This window comes from Sneathiella sp. (assembly GCF_036960985.1).
GTDB lineage: Bacteria > Pseudomonadota > Alphaproteobacteria > Sneathiellales > Sneathiellaceae > Sneathiella.
Map to the genome: position 1 here is coordinate 37,130 of NZ_JBALWD010000008.1, position 15,539 is coordinate 52,668.

Genomic DNA, 15,539 nt, shown 5'->3' on the forward strand with positions numbered 1-15,539 from the left:
AAAGTTGTTGGTCAACAACAATTTTAATGTTATTCGTTAAGAAAACAAGAAGGGCCGATTTCATGGTTAAAGTTCATAAACAAGACGCAGCGTGCGGCGCCGAAATCCGTGGTGCGGACCTCTCGTCGCCACTCACGACCGAGGATCTTCGGATCATTCGCAATGCCTGGATGGAACATCATGTCCTTGTTTTTCCAGACCAAAAACTGGATAACGATGATCTCGTGAGATTTGCCGAATATCTGGGACCAATCGGAGACGATCCTTTTATCGAGCCTATCCCGGGGCATGATCGTATTGCAGCGATCCATCGCAAGGCCGACGAAAAGGGCCGCATATTTGCGGACAACTGGCATTCTGATTGGAGCTTTATGCCCGTTCCGCCAGCCGGCACCTTTCTATATGGCGTTGTCATTCCCCCCTCTGGTGGCGACACTTATTTCTCTAATCAGCATCTTGCCTATGAAAGTATGCAGCCTGAGATGAAAGAAAAGTATGAGAAGCTCACATCTATTCATTCTGCTAAATCGGCATATTCCCGGGATGGGGTCTATGCAAAACATAAGTTTGATGGCGCGATGAACATTACCGTTTCCGACGAAGCCAATAAAATTCAGCACCATCCTCTTGTTCGCGACCACCCTGAAAGTGGTAAACAAGGAATATTTGGTGGCAGTTATGTGGTCGATTTTGATGGACTTGAAGAGACCCGTGCGCGTGAAATAATCGAAGAGCTTGTTAATTGGCAAGACAGAGATGAATTCGTCTACCAGCATAAATGGAAACCCAATATGCTGGTACTTTGGGACAATCGTTCTGTTCTTCATCGGGCATCGGGCGGCTTTGAGGGATATGAGCGGCGTTTACATCGCCTGACAATTGCTGATAGCGCTGATTTTTACTAGCCCGAGAATTTTACACGAAAGCACTCTTTCCTCGGATGCTAACGCTAGCACGCGCGTCAATCCATTCTGTCGATCAACGCCATTATCTTATGCAAGGGACCATCAGCTATACCAAAATCATCCAGATGCTCTAGAGTACTGGCAAGATAATCACGATTAGGGCCGCCGCGGCCATGGGCCTCTGCGATGATACGGGCCGCATCCTCGATGGCCGGTTTGCCGCAATATTGCTCATGCGCCGGATCAGCGACAAACGTCAACGCCGGAACCATTTCATCCGTTGAACCAATTTTAATGCGCACCATTTTCGGAACATAAACACTTGTCACCATCTCCCGGCGATAGAGATAATCAATAACCGGTTCTCGAATGGCAGCCGAACATAGAATGCCCTTTCCTCTACAGGACCCACCCTTATCCAACCCAAGGACAAGGCCCGGTTTTTTCCGAGTACCCCGATGTACGACGGAAGATACACAGAAAGCCCGATGATAGCCAAACAGCTGCGCATCTTTCACGCCTAAATGCTCGAATCCCGGTCGCCACATGAGGGAGCCATATCCGAAAATCCATAAATCTTCGTTCGCAGGAAGATCTGGCAAAGGAAAGTCCACAGGCGGTAAGTCCGGCTCAAGCACAAGATCATAGGAACGGCTCATGTAGATTTCTCTTTCGTCGTTTTAAAATTCACCAGAGCTACACCGACGACAGCAACGGCCATCCCCAAAAGGGACAGCGGGCCCAATGTTTCATCAAACAAAAAGTAAGCGACAATCGCCGTGCAAGGCGGCGTAAGATAAAAAAGACTAGATACGTTCGCGGCGGCACCGGTACGAAGAAGCATATAAAGTAATGTCACCGCGCCAAAAGACAGAACAATCACCAACCAGCCCATTGCAAAAACCAGCTCTCCATGCCAGATAATATCGCCCTCTTCAAAAATCAGGGACAGGGCGTAAAAATATAAACCTGCAGCAATAAATTGGATGAAATTTCCACTTTTCAGGTTCATCTGTGCACAGAATTTTTTCTGGTAAAGAGTGCCTAATGCAATACTGAAGAGAGCAATAAACGACAGACCCATGCCAAAAGTAGTTCCCTGTCCAAGGCTCAGTTTATTGAAAACGACCAAAAAGACACCGGCCAGGCCTAACAGCAGACCAGCCCATTGTCGGCCGGACACCACCTCACCTAACAATACACCGGCTAAGGCCGCCACGATCAGCGGCTGGATACCGACAATAAGCGAGGAAATACCCGCCGGGACACCTTGATCGATAGATAAAAACACGAAGCCGAGATAACCGCCATGCATCAACAAACCGCTCACGGAAATATGGCCAAAATCCTGCCATCGATTAGGCCAGATGGTTTTTGTGAATAAAATTACGGGTAGCATTATCAAAAAACAAATGCCGAACCGCGTCGCCAGAAAAGTCAATGGCTCCACATAGGGAAGCCCTAGTTTCGCGCCAATAAACCCTGTACTCCATAAAAACACGAAAACAATCGGCATGGCCAACAAAAACGGCGTCTCTGGCGATGTGGCAGCGGGGTTTTTCATGAAACTTTTCTGGGCAGGGTTGCGGAAAATTCAGTGACAGTTCTCGCCCATTCTATATAGAGTGCAGGGCAACTTCACAAGCAGTCAACGTAGGAAACCCGATGCGTGTTCTCTATTCAGGAATTATTGCTCTCCTTCTTGTCATCGGAGGCTATGTATTTTGGTGGTTTCACGTGGCCGAGACCATGATCAATCTTGCAGAAAACTGGAAACAACAGCGGATTGCAGAAGGATATGAAATCAACCACAAACCGTTTGTGACCAGTGGGTTCCCCTATCGCGTCCGAATTACCGCCGACGCATTATCGTTGTCCAATCCGACACATTATCAAAAGCCTGATATTGATATTGACTCCCTATGGGCTGTCGCCCAGCCCTGGCAGGTCAACCATATTATCTTTGGTATAGACGGTAACATGGTCGGCACCTGGTTTGAGGGAGAAGAACGCCGTAATCTCGATCTCCTGGCTGAAACAACACTCGGCAGTGCGACCTTCAACCTTCAGGGCCGAATGCAAACTCTGGCGCTTGATATTACAGATGTCATTGCAACGCCGTCATGGCGCCCGCCACTGACGGCTGATCGCCTGCAGATACATGGCCGGCCCGCGCCCGCAGCAAATGAAGACACCGTCGAGACCGGCCAGCAAATAGCTGTACGAATAGACGGAATGATTGTTGAAGGAATGGATGACTTTCCGCTTGGAAAATCCATCAAACAAGTTGCCATATCATCAATCCTCGAAGGTAAGATCGAAAAACTGCCGTCAGAAGCGTCCTTGACAAAGTGGCGCGAAGAGGGGGGATTTATTGATATCAAGGCCCTCGACATTCAATGGGGAAAAGGCGTTGTCCGCGGCAATGGCCGCGTAGCCTTGGACGATGCAGACCGCCCGACAGGCACTCTTCAAACCCAAATTTTAGGATACGAAAATATTCTGGAGGCGCTGACTACAACCGGGAAAATAGAACCCAATGCCGCACGCATGATCGGGTTCGCCTTGAGCCAGCTTTCAACAAAAGATGCGGATGGGCGGAGTTTCATCAAGATGCCGCTATCGGCGCAAGAGGGGGGCGTTTATTTGGGCCCGATATTTATCGCTCCTGTTTCACCCTTATTTTAGGAGGTGAGCAATGGTTATTTTCCTCGGATGGATTCCAGCCCTGATCTTTAGCGTGATAGCGGCACTGCACGCCGTCTGGGGGTTGGGGTACACGTGGCCCGAAAAAGATAGCCAATCTCTGGCCCGGCGTGTCGCCGGCTTTAAGAACATTCAGACAATGCCGTCGCAGGCCGCATGTTTTGTTGTTGCAGCGTTTTTGGTTTTCGCCGCGATTATCATCTTGATGGCGATTGGCCTTTTTACTCCCCTTTTGCCAATGGTCGTCTTAAAGGTAATGTTGGGAGGGCTGGCCGCCGGTTTCTGCATGAGGGGGATATTCAGTTTTATGCCTTTTTGGCGGCGGATGACACCCGAGCAACCATTCGCCCGGCTGGACAGGCGATATTATGGCCCGCTTTGCCTGTGTCTCTCGCTTATGGTCATCGGAATTATCGCCCAGATATAGAAATCCGCAGCCTAGTCTTCGTCCGGACCATGGACACGGCCAAAATCCGGTTCCGCCGTTTCCTGCCCGGCGTCAATAATCTGCCGTCTGATCGCCCGGGTTCGGGAGAAAATCTCGAACAAAGTATCGCCGTCTTCACGCCGAATGGCACGTTGCAAAGCGGTCAGGTCTTCTGAGAACCGGCCGAGCATTTCAAGTACAGCATCCTTGTTATGTAAAAACACGTCACGCCACATAGTCGGGTCCGACGCCGCAATACGGGTGAAATCCCGAAAACCACCCGCCGAGTATTTAATCACTTCCGACTGGGTCACATCCTCAAGGTCATCAGCAGTGCCGACAATGTTATAAGCAATCAAATGCGGAATATGGGATGTAATTGCCAAGACCAGATCATGATGGGCGGGATCCATGGTCTCGACTTTGCTGCCCATGGCCGTCCAGAAAGCCGATAGTTTTTCTACACCCTCAATTGTTGACTTTTGCGTCGGGGTTATAATAAACCACCGCCCGATAAACAATTCGGCAAAGCCAGCTGCCGGTCCGGATTTTTCCGTACCTGCCACTGGATGGCCTGGTATGAAGTCGACATAGTCCGGTAAATGTGGCGCCACTGCTTTCACCACTGCTTCTTTCACGGAACCCACATCTGTTAGAATGGTTCCGGCTTCCAGCGCCGGCGCGATGGTTGCCGCCAACGTGCTATAGGTCCCGATCGGCGTGCAGAGAATAACCAGGTCCGCGCCTTTGACGGCCTCAGCCGGATTCTCAAAAGCCGCATCGACGATGCCCAGTTCCAGCGCAATACGCCGCGTATCCGCTGTTCGGGCAGCACAGACGATTTCGTCTGCCAAGCCATGGGATCGTACGGATCGTGCAATTGACGAGCCGATAAGTCCGATTCCGATCAACGCCAGTTTCTTGAATTTTACGTCCGTCATGTTAAGTATCCAAAAAAGTCCGAAGGGCGTCCATGACCGCATGATTTTCATCATCCGTCCCGATGCTCATCCGGAGGCAGTGCGGCAAACCATATCCGCCAACAGCCCGTAACAGGAGGCCTTGTCCGCTCAGATATTTTTCTGCATCTTCTGCAGATTTCCCGCAATTGGCAAAATCAATCAGCAGAAAGTTCCCAACGCTAGGCGTTATTTCTAGGCCCATACCGCGGAAACTCTGCGTCAGAATTGGCAGCCATTTGTCGTTATGCTCGCGGGCCTTTTCCACATGTCCCTGATCACGGACCGCGGCAACAGCTGCTGCTTGAGCCAGAGCATTGGTATTGAACGGTCCGCGGATACGGTGCAGAACATCAGCAACTTCCAGTGGGCAATACCCCCAGCCAATACGCAATGCAGATAATCCATAAATCTTTGAAAAGGTTCGTGTCATAACGACATTGTCATGACTCTCTACCATTTCCGTGCCTGATTGATAGTCATCGCGAACAACATATTCCGCGTACGCCGCATCGAGCACCAACAAAACATTATCACGCAAGCCAGCCCGCAATCGCTCAACCTCGGAGATCGGCAAATAAGTTCCCGTTGGATTGTTCGGATTGGCCAAAAAAAGAATTTTAGTGTGATCCGTTACCGCTGCTAATAGCGTATCCACATCAGCCGTCCGGTTAGTCTCTGCCGCCGCAACTGGTGTCCCGCCTACCGCATGCGTTGATATGGGGTACATGAGGAAACCATGTTCAGGATACAAGACCTCATCACCCACGCCGACATATGCCGAAATCAATAGTGAAATGATCTCATCTGACCCGTTACCGCAGATAATGCGTTCGGCATCCAATCCATAAACATCAGCAATGGCTGACGCCAATTCCGATGCGCCACCATCCGGGTACCGATGCATGTCTTGCACAATAGTTTCAATTGCTTCAATTGCCTTTGGGCTGGGCCCAAGTGGAGATTCATTGGAAGACAATTTGGCGACTTTTTGACCATCCGCGGCTGAGGATTTACCACCTACATAGGGGTTGATATTCAGGATGCCGGGTTGTGGGACCGGGGTAGACATATGGTTATTTCCAAGTGTTGACGAATAGGATTAGGATCTCATAGGAACCGCATAAGCGCCGAGAATGACGATTTTGATAACATTATCACCCAGCAATTCGTGAAGAGCCGTCAGGCGCGGATCTCCGTCAGAAACGAAGTCCGGTATTTCAAGAAGATGCAGCCAGTCGCCCTCTTCAATTACAGGCGAGCGTGAATCTGCGCAAAATCCGTTCAAGCCTGTCGTTTCAAGATGTTCGTTCAGGCGCGCACGGCTTACTTCACCGCTTGTCACGGCAACGACCAGTGAAATGTCATCCCCAGATGGTTCAGGTTCGGCTTGCCCAATAACCAACGAATTTAAATCTTCAAATTCGCCCGACGGATTGTTCAGAAAGGGTAGCGCCGCCAGAATTTTCGGCACGTCATCACCACCTTGCGCCAGATGCTCCCACCAGGTATCGCGCTCCCGGCTGAGCCACGGAAGGACTCCCAAAGCCGCCGGATTTTCTGAAACTTCCCGCAGAACCACGGACGGCAGCTGATGCAATGTCATGGGCGTCGCGGAGCCAAAATGAAAGCGCGCCAGATCCCAGTATCCAACTGATTTATCCGGCGCGGTAATTGAAACGGTATAGGGTTTCTGTAAGCCGCCAACTGCGGCAATCAATTCTCGCCATATGGCCGCAATGACGGTGTCCGGAAGTTTGCTGGAATGTTTGTTCAGAATATTTCTCAGGACTGAAGCTTCGCGACCCGGCCGGAAGGCAAGCGCCTTGCCGTCATCCTGTTTTGCCGCGGCGATATCACCAACAATTGCGATGCGCTTTTCGAGCACAGATAACAATTCCGCATCCAGACGGTCAATCTCCGCTCTTAGTTCTTTTAGTTTTGTATTTGTCATCGACACAATGCTAATCCAAATAAACAGCCAAAATTTCCCAAATTGGACCACAAAAGCCCCACAATTGGCAAAGAATATATTGACAGACCTTATCCCCCGGCTCTAGCTATCAGCAAAGTCCTATAAAACAAAGATTTTTCTAATCCCAAAGCGAGAAAAGAGCCGTTTAAGTGCCCCAACGTCCCGAAGATATTGAAATTCAGTCCGTCATATTGGGAAAAGATATGCCGTTACCGCTCGATTGCGGAACGTCGATCAGTAGTTTCAATATGGCCTATTGCACCTATGGGACGCTTAACGCGGAAAAATCAAATGCGATTCTTGTCTGCCACGCTCTAACCGGGGATCAGTTTGCGGCAAGCCGCCAACCTGTTACCAGAAAAAGCGGTTGGTGGGAGGCCATGATCGGAGCTGGCAAAGTTCTGGATACGGAAAAATATTTTATCGTATGTAGCAACGTTTTAGGCGGGTGCATGGGGACGACGGGCCCAAAGGATATTGATCCGAAAACCGGCGAACCCTATGGCCTGAAATTTCCCATTATTACCATTGGCGATATGGTGCGAGCGCAAGCGCGCCTTCAGGATTATCTTGAAATCGACAGTTGGTTCAGTGTTATCGGTGGCTCCATGGGTGGTATGCAAACCTTGCAATGGGCAAGTGCTTACCCAGAGCGATGCTTCAGCGCCATTCCGATTGCCTGCGCGCCGCGTCATTCAGCGCAAAATATTGCGTTTCACGAAGTCGGACGACAAGCCGTGATGGCTGATCCCAATTGGCAGGGCGGCGATTATTACGCAAGTGATAATAAACCGACAGCCGGTTTGGCCGTCGCCCGTATGGCGGCCCACGTCACCTATTTGTCCGAAGCCGCACTGCATCGTAAGTTCGGCCGCAATTTGCAAGATCGGGACAACCTGACGTATGGATTTGATGCGGATTTCCAAGTCGAAAGCTATTTGCGGTATCAGGGAATCAACTTTGTTGATCGTTTTGATGCCAATTCCTACCTCTATATCACGCGGGCAATGGATTATTTTGATTTGGCGCAGGATCATGGCGGTTCATTGTCCAAGGCGTTCGACAATACAAAAACCCGGTTCTGTTCCGTCTCCTTTTCCAGTGATTGGCTGTTTCCGACATCAGAAAACCGCGATATTGTCCATGCCCTTATCGCCGCGGCTGCGAATGTCAGTTTTGTGGAAGTGGAAACCGATAAAGGCCATGATGCTTTTTTGCTGGAAACACCCGAGCTGTTTAAAACCGTTCAGGGATTTCTGAAATCCACTGCAAAAAGCCGGGGACTGACCACATGAACCAGCAACCAAAGTTCACACCCAAAAGAGATGTCCGTGTCGATTGGCAACTGATTGCAGATATGATTGAGCCGAAAAGCCGTGTTCTGGATGTCGGTTGCGATGATGGTCAGTTGTTGGCCCATCTTATGGACACAAAAGATGTGGACGGCCGCGGAATTGAACTCAGCCAACATGGGGTGAATATTTGCGTCGCCAACGGATTATCCGTTGTCCAGGGGAATGCCGATACAGATTTGGTCTACTATCCTGACGGCGGGTTTGATTATGCCATTCTCAGCCAAACCCTGCAGGCAACTTACCAGCCTCATGTGGTCCTGGAGCAATTGCTGCGGGTCGGACGGCGGGCCATTGTTTCCTTCCCAAATTTTGCCAATTGGCGCTGTCGCTACTATTTGGCGCTGAAAGGTCGCATGCCAATGACCAGCGCGCTTGATGTCCAGTGGTACGAAACACCGAATATTCATTTCTGTACTCTGCGGGACTTTACGGCACTCTGTGATGAAATGGGGCTGACCATCGAAAAATCCGTGATCGTCAATTCCACCGGGAAAGTCATGAAACAATCCCATACCGGACCCATCGCCAACTTGTTAGGCGCTGAGTGTATCTTTATGTTATCGCGAGACTAATTCATGAGATCTATTCAGAAGAAGGATTTTCGCGGCGGGTAATGACCGGACGAGCGGCCTGAACAATAACAGGGCGCCTTCGCTTTTTTCTTTCGGGTACTTCGGTCACAGCATACACCTGCTTCTCGGCTTCCATCAGGCGGACACCACTAAATCGGCTCCACCATTTCTCGCCCATCTTCTCAAAGGTTTGCGCTGCTTTTAAATTCAGGCGCAGCTTACTCGGCAGCATATAAAGAGCGCCCTGCCGTTCTCCCGGCGTAAACATATTGTTGCGCAATAACCGGTTCAATTGCTTATCACTATAAGGGTGGCCATGGCCGAAAGGATTGTTTTCGGTGCGCGCCCATAACCCCCGCCGGCTCGGGACAACCACCAGCAATTTACCCGTTGAGGTGAGTACCCGCCAGATTTCTTGCAAGACCTCATCAATATCCGTGGTGTTTTCCAATCCATGCACCCAAATCAGCCGATCCACGGAAGCATCCTCGAGCGGCAGCATATTCTCGTCAACCAATCCTGAAAGCCCGTCACTATCCCGCGGCCATTGGATGACGCCCTGCTGAAGCGGCATAAAGGCGATGACTCGTTCGGCTTCGGAGCGGAAGGCATTTAAATACGGAGTCGCATAGCCCATTCCCAACACCCGAAAATTTGCAACATCCGGCCACATCAGCCGGATTTTACGGCGCAAGATGCTGCGAACCACTTGTCCGAAGGGACTGTGGTAGAAATTACGTAAATCTATGACATCAGGTCTGATCATAGTGCTATACTGCCTCAAAACCTGGTAAAAGACCCCTAAAAAATCAGCCCTGTGAAAGAGCCTGTCATGAGCACATTAGAGATCCATCAAATTCCTGTCTTACATGATAATTACTTGTATCTATTTAAAGACCCGGACAGTGGTTTTGTTGGCATTGTCGATCCGGCCGTTGCGGATCCTGTTGTTGAAAAACTGGATGAACTGGGCTGGACGCTTACGCATATTATCAATACCCACCATCATATGGACCATACAGGTGCCAATCTGGAGCTGAAAGAGAAAACCGGGTGCACCATTGTGGGGGCGGAAATTGACGCCGTACGCATTCCGGGGATTGATATCCGCGTGAAAGACGGCGACATTTACGAATTTGGCGCACAAAAAGCTCACGTATTTGAAGTACCTGGCCATACTAGCGGGCATATTGCCTATTGGTTCGAAGATTCCGACGCGCTGTTTTGTGGCGACACTCTGTTTGCCCTCGGCTGCGGTCGGCTTTTTGAAGGAACACCGGCGCAGATGTGGCACAGCATCGGGAAATTCCGCAATCTACCGGATCAGACGAAAGTCTATTGTGCCCATGAATATACAGAAGCCAACGCCCGTTTTGCCGTGACGGTTGATCCAAAAAACGCTGCCTTACAATTACGGTTTGAAGACATTCTGGAAAAACGCAAACATTTGATCCCGACGGTTCCCTCCACGCTAGGCGAAGAGAAGGCGACCAATCCGTTTATGCGGGCGGATGATCCCGGACTACAAGAAGCACTAGGCCTAAGTGGCGCTGATCCCGTCGCCGTTTTCACCGAAACGCGGGCACGCAAGGATTCTTTTTAAAGAGACGGAAAACATGAACGCCGCCGATATCATCCGCGATTTAAATATGGCCCCGCATCCAGAAGGCGGGCACTTCATCGAAACATTTCGTGATGCGAATGGATCGGAAAATCGCGGGGCGTCGACGGCTATTTATTTCCTGTTGCAAGCCGGCGAAGTATCGCATTGGCATCGGGTCGACGCGCCGGAAGTCTGGCATCACTACGCTGGCGCGGCCCTACGGCTATCCCTATCGGCAGATGGGGATGTTACGGAAGATCTTATACTCGGGACGAACCTCGGTAAAAACGAACGACCGCAGTGGGTCGTTCCCGCCGGTCACTGGCAAGCTGCGCAATCTCTAGGTGACTGGACATTAGTCGGCTGCACCGTCGCCCCAGCCTTTCAGTTTGAAAAATTTGAAATGGCGCCGCCGGACTGGTCACCGGGGCTTTCGAAATAAACCCATCAACGCTTCATACGACCCGATTAACGCACCGAGGGTGATCATCAGGCACCCGACAACCAGCGACGTCGAGAGACTGGCAACTCCCATGCCCACCAGGATCACCGTCGATAGCAAAGGAGATAAATAAGAAAGGACGCCCAACGTCTGGATATCGCCTAGTTTCATGCCCCGATCCCAAAGGAAAAAGGCAGCCCCCACAGGCCCCAAGCCCAATCCAAAAACCGCCAGCCACGGCAACACAGTTTGCGGCCAGATGGTTTGTTCAATCAGTAGATGGACGACCACGGCCAATATAGCAGTTGCCCCACAAAACAGGCCGATGACATCCGTCGATACGGCGGCAAATTTCCGGCTCAGAACCGAATAGCTCGACCAGATAAAAGCGCATAAGACCGCGGCACTATAACCGGCAATATATTCAGGCTCCAGATCAAGGCTAGCACCCTTCGTGATCAAAACACCGGCACCCGCCAGGCTAACCAATCCGCCGACCAGGTGATACCAATGGAATTTCTCGTTCGGCAACAAGGTGGAAAACAAGATGATCAACAACGGCCAGAGATAGGCAATCAGGCTGGCCTCCGCCGGCGGGGCATTCTTCAGCGCCAGGAAATAAAAGGCGTGATAGCCAAACAATCCTCCGACACCCAGAACCCATAAAGCTAACGGTTGCCGGAACAGCACACCCAGTTTTTGTTTTGTCACCAACCATTTGATTAAAGCGCAGGAAAAAGCGATAGCGAACGTCATAGCCGTCAGTTGGAAAGGTGGAATGGTCTCCGTTGACGCTGTAAACAGAGCCAGCAGCGCCCACAGTAAGATAGCGCCCAGACCACAGAGGGTTGCGATCGAACGTCCTGATTTTTGCGGAGAAGTGGAAATGCTCTTCAGCCTCATAAACAAAAAAAGGCATGTGCCTGAACTTCAGACATCATGCCTTTTAATTTCGTAAAAGGTCAACCGCCGGAGCGATCAATACATATGCTGGCCACCATTGATGGACAAGGTAGAGCCGGTTACAAATCCGGCATCATCTGCCGCCAAGAAGCATACGCCACGGGCAATTTCAGACGCCTGACCGAGGCGACCAACAGGAATGCCGGCAACGATTTTCGCCAGAACATTGTCCGGAACCGCAGCAACCATGTCCGTATCAATATAACCGGGCGCAATGGCGTTGACTGTAATCCCTTGAGCTGCACCTTCTTGTGCCATGGCTTTGGTAAAGCCATGGATACCGGATTTCGCCGCTGCGTAATTGACCTGACCATATTGACCGGCTTGGCCATTGATCGAGCCAATATTGACAACGCGGCCAAATTTATTGGCGCGCATATCTTCAATGGTTGCCCGGCACATGTTGAAGCAAGAGCCGAGATTGGTGTCGATAACCTGCTGCCAGCTGGATTGGTCCATCCGGTGCAGCGTACCGTCCCGGGTGATCCCGGCATTATTTACAACAACATCGACCGTGCCGAGATCGGCTTTCACTTGCGCCACACCTGCGGCGCAAGCATCAAAATCCGAGACGTCCCATTTATAGGCTTTGATACCCGTGCGGTCGGTAAATTCCTTGGCCCGCGCATCATTCCCACCATAATTGGCAGCGACTTTATAACCTTTATCATGCAACATTTCGGAAATTGCGGCACCGATGCCTCTTGTTCCACCGGTGACAATTGCTACTCTCGACATTTTCTACACCCCTTGAGTTTAAGTTAAATTATCTTTCTACACACATGGCAATACCCATACCGCCGCCAATGCACAGAGTTGCCAATCCCTTATGCGCGTCGCGTTTTTCCATTTCATGAAGCAAGGTCACAAGAACCCGCGCCCCGGAAGCACCGATCGGATGACCAATGGCAATAGCGCCACCATTGACATTCACTTTATCCGTATCCCAACCCAGATCCTTGTTCACGGCACAAGCTTGTGCGGCGAAGGCTTCATTAGCTTCAACAAGATCGAGATCACTTGCAGACCAACCCGCTTTTTCCAAGGCCGCCCGGCTGGCTGGAATTGGTCCAGTTCCCATGATGGCAGGATCGACACCGCTTTGTGCCCAGGACACGATCCGTGCCATTGGCTTCAAGCCTTTTGCTTCGGCCGCTTCGGCTGTCATTAGAACAACCGCCGCTGCGCCGTCATTAATGCCTGACGCATTGCCAGCTGTGACCGTTCCGCCCTCTTTTTGGAAAGCTGTCCGCAATCCGCTTAGCATTTCAACAGTCGTTGCGCCGCGAATATATTCATCCTGATCAACGACGGTTTCACCTTTGCGGGTTTTAATCGTGACAGGCGCGATTTCATCTTTAAACCGACCAGCGGCTTGCGCTTCCGATGCTTTGCGTTGTGAGTTTGCAGCAAAAGCATCCTGATCATCACGGGTAATCTGATACTTCGCCGCGACATTTTCTGCCGTGTTGCCCATGTGGTAGCCGTTAAAGGCATCCATCAATCCGTCTTCGATCATGGTGTCGATGAACTTAAGGGGACCCATTTTCTGACCATCACGCAAATGTGCGCAATGCGGGGCGCGGCTCATGCTTTCCTGGCCGCCAGCAACGACGATATCCGAATCGCCATTGAGGATCGCCTGATAGCCCAACGCAACGGCGCGCAGGCCGGAGCCGCAAAGCTGATTAACACCCCAGGCTGGCACTTCAACCGGAACGCCTGCATTGATTGAGGCTTGGCGAGCCGGGTTCTGGCCTTCACCAGCAGAGAGTACTTGTCCTAAAATAACCTCGGAGACTTCAGAGGCATCCGTCTTGGACCGGGTCAGGGATTCCTTGATAACCACTTCGCCAAGCTCATGTGCTGTCAAGGGAGCCAGCGCCCCATTGAAAGAACCGACAGGTGTGCGCACCGCACTTGTGATGACAACGTCCATTACTGAATTCTCCTATTTCTTTCGATTAACGTAATTATAATTCAAAAATTACCTCGAAAGAGAAATTATTCTTATAAAAAACTTCTCTATACGAAATAACGTTAGTTTCTCGCAATCGCAACATTTATTTTGCAACTGCGGTAATAATACATTAGCAAGACAAAATCCAGTGACTTAAATCCTGCCATAATCCAGCCTTCGCCTGACGGCTGGTGATCATGCCAATATGGCCCGATGGTGGCGTGACAACTTTCGCGTTCGGCAGCATGTCGGCCAAGCCCAGCGCCGACAATCGCGGGACTATTTTATCGGTCTTGGGGACCGCAACCAGCGCCGGTAAGCGAACATTTTCTGGCGAGACAACTTGCCCGTCTATTTTCCAGTGCAACTGTTTGGGGGCATTCTCCCCATACCAAGCATCAAAGCATTCTGCAGCAACGGCTTTGACCAAGGGTATACCATCGTTCAGCCAGTCCTCAAGGGCAACGAACTCCGTCGCCCGCGCTGACATCATGTCCATTTTGGAAAACATGCTGAATTTGCGCAGGCCAAGATTCGGATCCAGGCTGGTGAACAGGGTTTGCAACAAATCCACCGGCAACTCCCCGAAACCGTTAAGAACGTTAGACCAGAGATCCTTTTGCCCCAGCAATGTTTTGGCATTATCGTCGAGGTCCGCGTGAAAATCCCAAGGCGACGCCAAGGCAATAAAGCTTTTCAAAATATCCTGTCGCTGTTCGGCGGCCGCAATTGCAAGCGTTCCGCCCATACAATAACCGGCAAGATGCAAGTCGCTTGCCGGAAACATCTCCCGAGCTGTATCCAGTGCCGGACAGATCCGCCGCAGGATATAATCAGCAAGAGTAAAATCCTTCTCTACCTCTCCCGGCCCATCCCAATCGAGGAGCAATGGGCGAATCCCCTGCTCCGCCAAATGGGCAACAAGACTGCGCCCCGGCATCAAATCGAGAATATAGGCGCGGTTGACCAGGGAAGGGACAATAAACAGGATCGGCGCCGTTTCCTCGGCATCCGGATGGCAATCCAGCAATCTTGTCGTCCCCGATTGCCAGAGGGCTGGATGTTTGGGGGTCGCCCGGCGGTAGGGATGCGCATGATATCGGTGAATCCCATCAATCATCTCTTGCACCAAGGAAGAGCCTTGCCGTCCCAGATTTTCAAGATACTCCGGACCACTGCCGGCCTGGCTCAACTGCCCGAAGGCATCTGCACTGCCGGTTAGCAATTCAGGTGGCCAGGGTAAATTTCCCTCCTGCGCCAATGGCAAACCGGCAAGATGGCCAGCAATACTTGTCGTTGCCAACCCCAGATGCAATGCCAGCGGCCGCGGCCCCATACGAGGCGGCGGATCAGCATTTTTTTTATTTTCAGTCATCGGGGTCCAAATCGCGGCAGCAGAAGCAAGACGGCCAGATACCACCGTCCCTACGAGGATACCATACCCCGACTATTCCAGCAGCGAAAAGCCAATTTTATTCACTTCTTCCTGTGAAATGCACGTCACCTGTGCAATCTCGCGTGGTCGCCAGATCCATTCGATCCAGGATTCCGTCAGGCTGGACATGCCTTTGTCTAGGCCGCAGCATATTCTCACATACCCTTGATTTTAATATTACGTTTCGTTGACAATCGAATGAGGCTACGATTTCATCCGAAACTGAAAATCAGGATC

At 51.0% G+C, this 15,539-nt stretch carries 17 protein-coding genes; 7 read left to right on the plus strand and 10 right to left on the minus strand.

Features of this window, described 5'->3' with window-relative positions; all coding sequences use genetic code 11:
- Positions 1 to 62 precede the first annotated feature (62 nt).
- Positions 63 to 905: a TauD/TfdA dioxygenase family protein gene (locus V7723_RS06300; protein WP_335683593.1), complete on the plus strand. Its 843-nt coding sequence runs from the start codon at positions 63 to 65 to the stop codon at positions 903 to 905.
- Positions 906 to 961: 56 nt separating this feature from the next.
- Here V7723_RS06300 and V7723_RS06305 read toward each other — a convergent pair whose 3' ends face one another.
- The gene (locus V7723_RS06305) at positions 962 to 1,564 is read right to left on the minus strand and encodes a gamma-glutamylcyclotransferase (RefSeq protein ID WP_335683594.1); all 603 of its coding nucleotides are present in this window, start codon (positions 1,562 to 1,564) and stop codon (positions 962 to 964) included.
- Positions 1,561 to 2,469, minus strand: a complete 909-nt coding sequence (locus V7723_RS06310) for a DMT family transporter (RefSeq protein WP_335683595.1) — start codon at positions 2,467 to 2,469, stop codon at positions 1,561 to 1,563. The genes V7723_RS06305 and V7723_RS06310 overlap by 4 nt, the downstream gene beginning before the upstream one ends.
- A gap of 101 nt (positions 2,470 to 2,570) precedes the next feature.
- Between V7723_RS06310 and V7723_RS06315 the strand changes: the two genes are divergently transcribed.
- On the plus strand, positions 2,571 to 3,593 hold the full coding sequence (locus V7723_RS06315; RefSeq protein ID WP_335683596.1) for a DUF2125 domain-containing protein: 1,023 nt from the start codon (positions 2,571 to 2,573) through the stop codon (positions 3,591 to 3,593).
- Between the two features lie 10 nt (positions 3,594 to 3,603).
- The gene (locus V7723_RS06320; protein ID WP_335683597.1) at positions 3,604 to 4,038 is read left to right on the plus strand and encodes a DUF3995 domain-containing protein; all 435 of its coding nucleotides are present in this window, start codon (positions 3,604 to 3,606) and stop codon (positions 4,036 to 4,038) included.
- Between the two features lie 11 nt (positions 4,039 to 4,049).
- Here the strand turns inward: V7723_RS06320 and V7723_RS06325 are convergent, their stop codons facing one another.
- Genes V7723_RS06325 through V7723_RS06335 form a run of 3 tightly spaced genes read right to left on the minus strand, consistent with a single transcriptional unit; the run spans position 4,050 to position 6,951 of the window.
- Entirely contained in the window at positions 4,050 to 4,979 is a 930-nt protein-coding gene (locus V7723_RS06325) for a prephenate/arogenate dehydrogenase family protein (protein WP_335683598.1), read from the minus strand.
- Position 4,980: 1 nt separating this feature from the next.
- Positions 4,981 to 6,069 carry a histidinol-phosphate transaminase gene (hisC, locus tag V7723_RS06330; RefSeq protein WP_335683599.1) on the minus strand — a complete coding sequence of 363 codons (1,089 nt, stop codon included), beginning with the start codon at positions 6,067 to 6,069 and terminating at the stop codon, positions 4,981 to 4,983.
- Positions 6,070 to 6,099: 30 nt separating this feature from the next.
- Positions 6,100 to 6,951 (minus strand): chorismate mutase, encoded by an 852-nt coding sequence (locus tag V7723_RS06335; RefSeq protein WP_335683600.1) that lies wholly within the window; start codon positions 6,949 to 6,951, stop codon positions 6,100 to 6,102.
- 170 nt (positions 6,952 to 7,121) lie between these two features.
- On the opposite strand from V7723_RS06335, the gene metX reads away from it, so the two are divergent.
- Both metX and metW read left to right on the plus strand, forming a co-directional pair.
- On the plus strand, positions 7,122 to 8,267 hold the full coding sequence (gene metX, locus V7723_RS06340) for a homoserine O-acetyltransferase MetX (protein ID WP_335683601.1): 1,146 nt from the start codon (positions 7,122 to 7,124) through the stop codon (positions 8,265 to 8,267).
- Complete coding sequence (metW, locus tag V7723_RS06345) at positions 8,264 to 8,899, plus strand: methionine biosynthesis protein MetW (RefSeq protein ID WP_335683602.1); 636 nt, start codon at positions 8,264 to 8,266, stop codon at positions 8,897 to 8,899. The genes metX and metW overlap by 4 nt, the downstream gene beginning before the upstream one ends.
- A gap of 10 nt (positions 8,900 to 8,909) precedes the next feature.
- On the opposite strand, the gene V7723_RS06350 is transcribed toward metW, so the two are convergent.
- Entirely contained in the window at positions 8,910 to 9,665 is a 756-nt protein-coding gene (locus tag V7723_RS06350; protein ID WP_335683603.1) for a methyltransferase domain-containing protein, read from the minus strand.
- A 66-nt stretch (positions 9,666 to 9,731) separates the two neighbouring features.
- Between V7723_RS06350 and gloB the strand changes: the two genes are divergently transcribed.
- Positions 9,732 to 10,502 carry a hydroxyacylglutathione hydrolase gene (gloB, locus tag V7723_RS06355; protein WP_335683604.1) on the plus strand — a complete coding sequence of 257 codons (771 nt, stop codon included), beginning with the start codon at positions 9,732 to 9,734 and terminating at the stop codon, positions 10,500 to 10,502.
- A gap of 13 nt (positions 10,503 to 10,515) precedes the next feature.
- Positions 10,516 to 10,944 carry a cupin domain-containing protein gene (locus V7723_RS06360; protein WP_335683605.1) on the plus strand — a complete coding sequence of 143 codons (429 nt, stop codon included), beginning with the start codon at positions 10,516 to 10,518 and terminating at the stop codon, positions 10,942 to 10,944.
- Here V7723_RS06360 and yddG read toward each other — a convergent pair.
- The 4 genes from yddG to V7723_RS06380 all read right to left on the minus strand — a co-directional run bounded on the left by yddG (position 10,924) and on the right by V7723_RS06380 (position 15,242).
- A complete protein-coding gene (yddG, locus tag V7723_RS06365) occupies positions 10,924 to 11,847 on the minus strand; it encodes an aromatic amino acid exporter YddG (protein WP_335683606.1) in 924 nt (307 codons plus the stop codon). The genes V7723_RS06360 and yddG overlap by 21 nt on opposite strands.
- Positions 11,848 to 11,922: 75 nt before the next feature.
- Positions 11,923 to 12,645 (minus strand): acetoacetyl-CoA reductase, encoded by a 723-nt coding sequence (phbB, locus tag V7723_RS06370; RefSeq protein ID WP_335683607.1) that lies wholly within the window; start codon positions 12,643 to 12,645, stop codon positions 11,923 to 11,925.
- A gap of 28 nt (positions 12,646 to 12,673) precedes the next feature.
- Positions 12,674 to 13,846: an acetyl-CoA C-acetyltransferase gene (locus tag V7723_RS06375; RefSeq protein WP_335683608.1), complete on the minus strand. Its 1,173-nt coding sequence runs from the start codon at positions 13,844 to 13,846 to the stop codon at positions 12,674 to 12,676.
- A 151-nt stretch (positions 13,847 to 13,997) separates the two neighbouring features.
- Positions 13,998 to 15,242: an alpha/beta fold hydrolase gene (locus tag V7723_RS06380; RefSeq protein WP_335683609.1), complete on the minus strand. Its 1,245-nt coding sequence runs from the start codon at positions 15,240 to 15,242 to the stop codon at positions 13,998 to 14,000.
- Between the last annotated feature and the right edge of the window lie 297 nt (positions 15,243 to 15,539).

Excerpts from the sequence above, each read along its gene's own strand:
- gloB (WP_335683604.1), top strand. The coding sequence starts at position 9,732 with ATGAGCACATTAGAGATCCATCAAATTCCTGTCTTACATGATAATTAC.
- V7723_RS06375 (WP_335683608.1), bottom strand. The coding sequence starts at position 13,846 with ATGGACGTTGTCATCACAAGTGCGGTGCGCACACCTGTCGGTTCTTTC.
- hisC (WP_335683599.1), bottom strand. The coding sequence starts at position 6,069 with ATGTCTACCCCGGTCCCACAACCCGGCATCCTGAATATCAACCCCTAT.
- V7723_RS06300 (WP_335683593.1), top strand. The coding sequence starts at position 63 with ATGGTTAAAGTTCATAAACAAGACGCAGCGTGCGGCGCCGAAATCCGT.
- V7723_RS06310 (WP_335683595.1), bottom strand. The coding sequence starts at position 2,469 with ATGAAAAACCCCGCTGCCACATCGCCAGAGACGCCGTTTTTGTTGGCC.
- V7723_RS06360 (WP_335683605.1), top strand. The coding sequence starts at position 10,516 with ATGAACGCCGCCGATATCATCCGCGATTTAAATATGGCCCCGCATCCA.
- V7723_RS06315 (WP_335683596.1), top strand. The coding sequence starts at position 2,571 with ATGCGTGTTCTCTATTCAGGAATTATTGCTCTCCTTCTTGTCATCGGA.
- phbB (WP_335683607.1), bottom strand. The coding sequence starts at position 12,645 with ATGTCGAGAGTAGCAATTGTCACCGGTGGAACAAGAGGCATCGGTGCC.
- V7723_RS06380 (WP_335683609.1), bottom strand. The coding sequence starts at position 15,242 with ATGACTGAAAATAAAAAAAATGCTGATCCGCCGCCTCGTATGGGGCCG.
- V7723_RS06325 (WP_335683598.1), bottom strand. The coding sequence starts at position 4,979 with ATGACGGACGTAAAATTCAAGAAACTGGCGTTGATCGGAATCGGACTT.
- V7723_RS06320 (WP_335683597.1), top strand. The coding sequence starts at position 3,604 with ATGGTTATTTTCCTCGGATGGATTCCAGCCCTGATCTTTAGCGTGATA.
- metW (WP_335683602.1), top strand. The coding sequence starts at position 8,264 with ATGAACCAGCAACCAAAGTTCACACCCAAAAGAGATGTCCGTGTCGAT.
- V7723_RS06350 (WP_335683603.1), bottom strand. The coding sequence starts at position 9,665 with ATGATCAGACCTGATGTCATAGATTTACGTAATTTCTACCACAGTCCC.
- yddG (WP_335683606.1), bottom strand. The coding sequence starts at position 11,847 with ATGAGGCTGAAGAGCATTTCCACTTCTCCGCAAAAATCAGGACGTTCG.
- V7723_RS06305 (WP_335683594.1), bottom strand. The coding sequence starts at position 1,564 with ATGAGCCGTTCCTATGATCTTGTGCTTGAGCCGGACTTACCGCCTGTG.
- V7723_RS06335 (WP_335683600.1), bottom strand. The coding sequence starts at position 6,951 with ATGACAAATACAAAACTAAAAGAACTAAGAGCGGAGATTGACCGTCTG.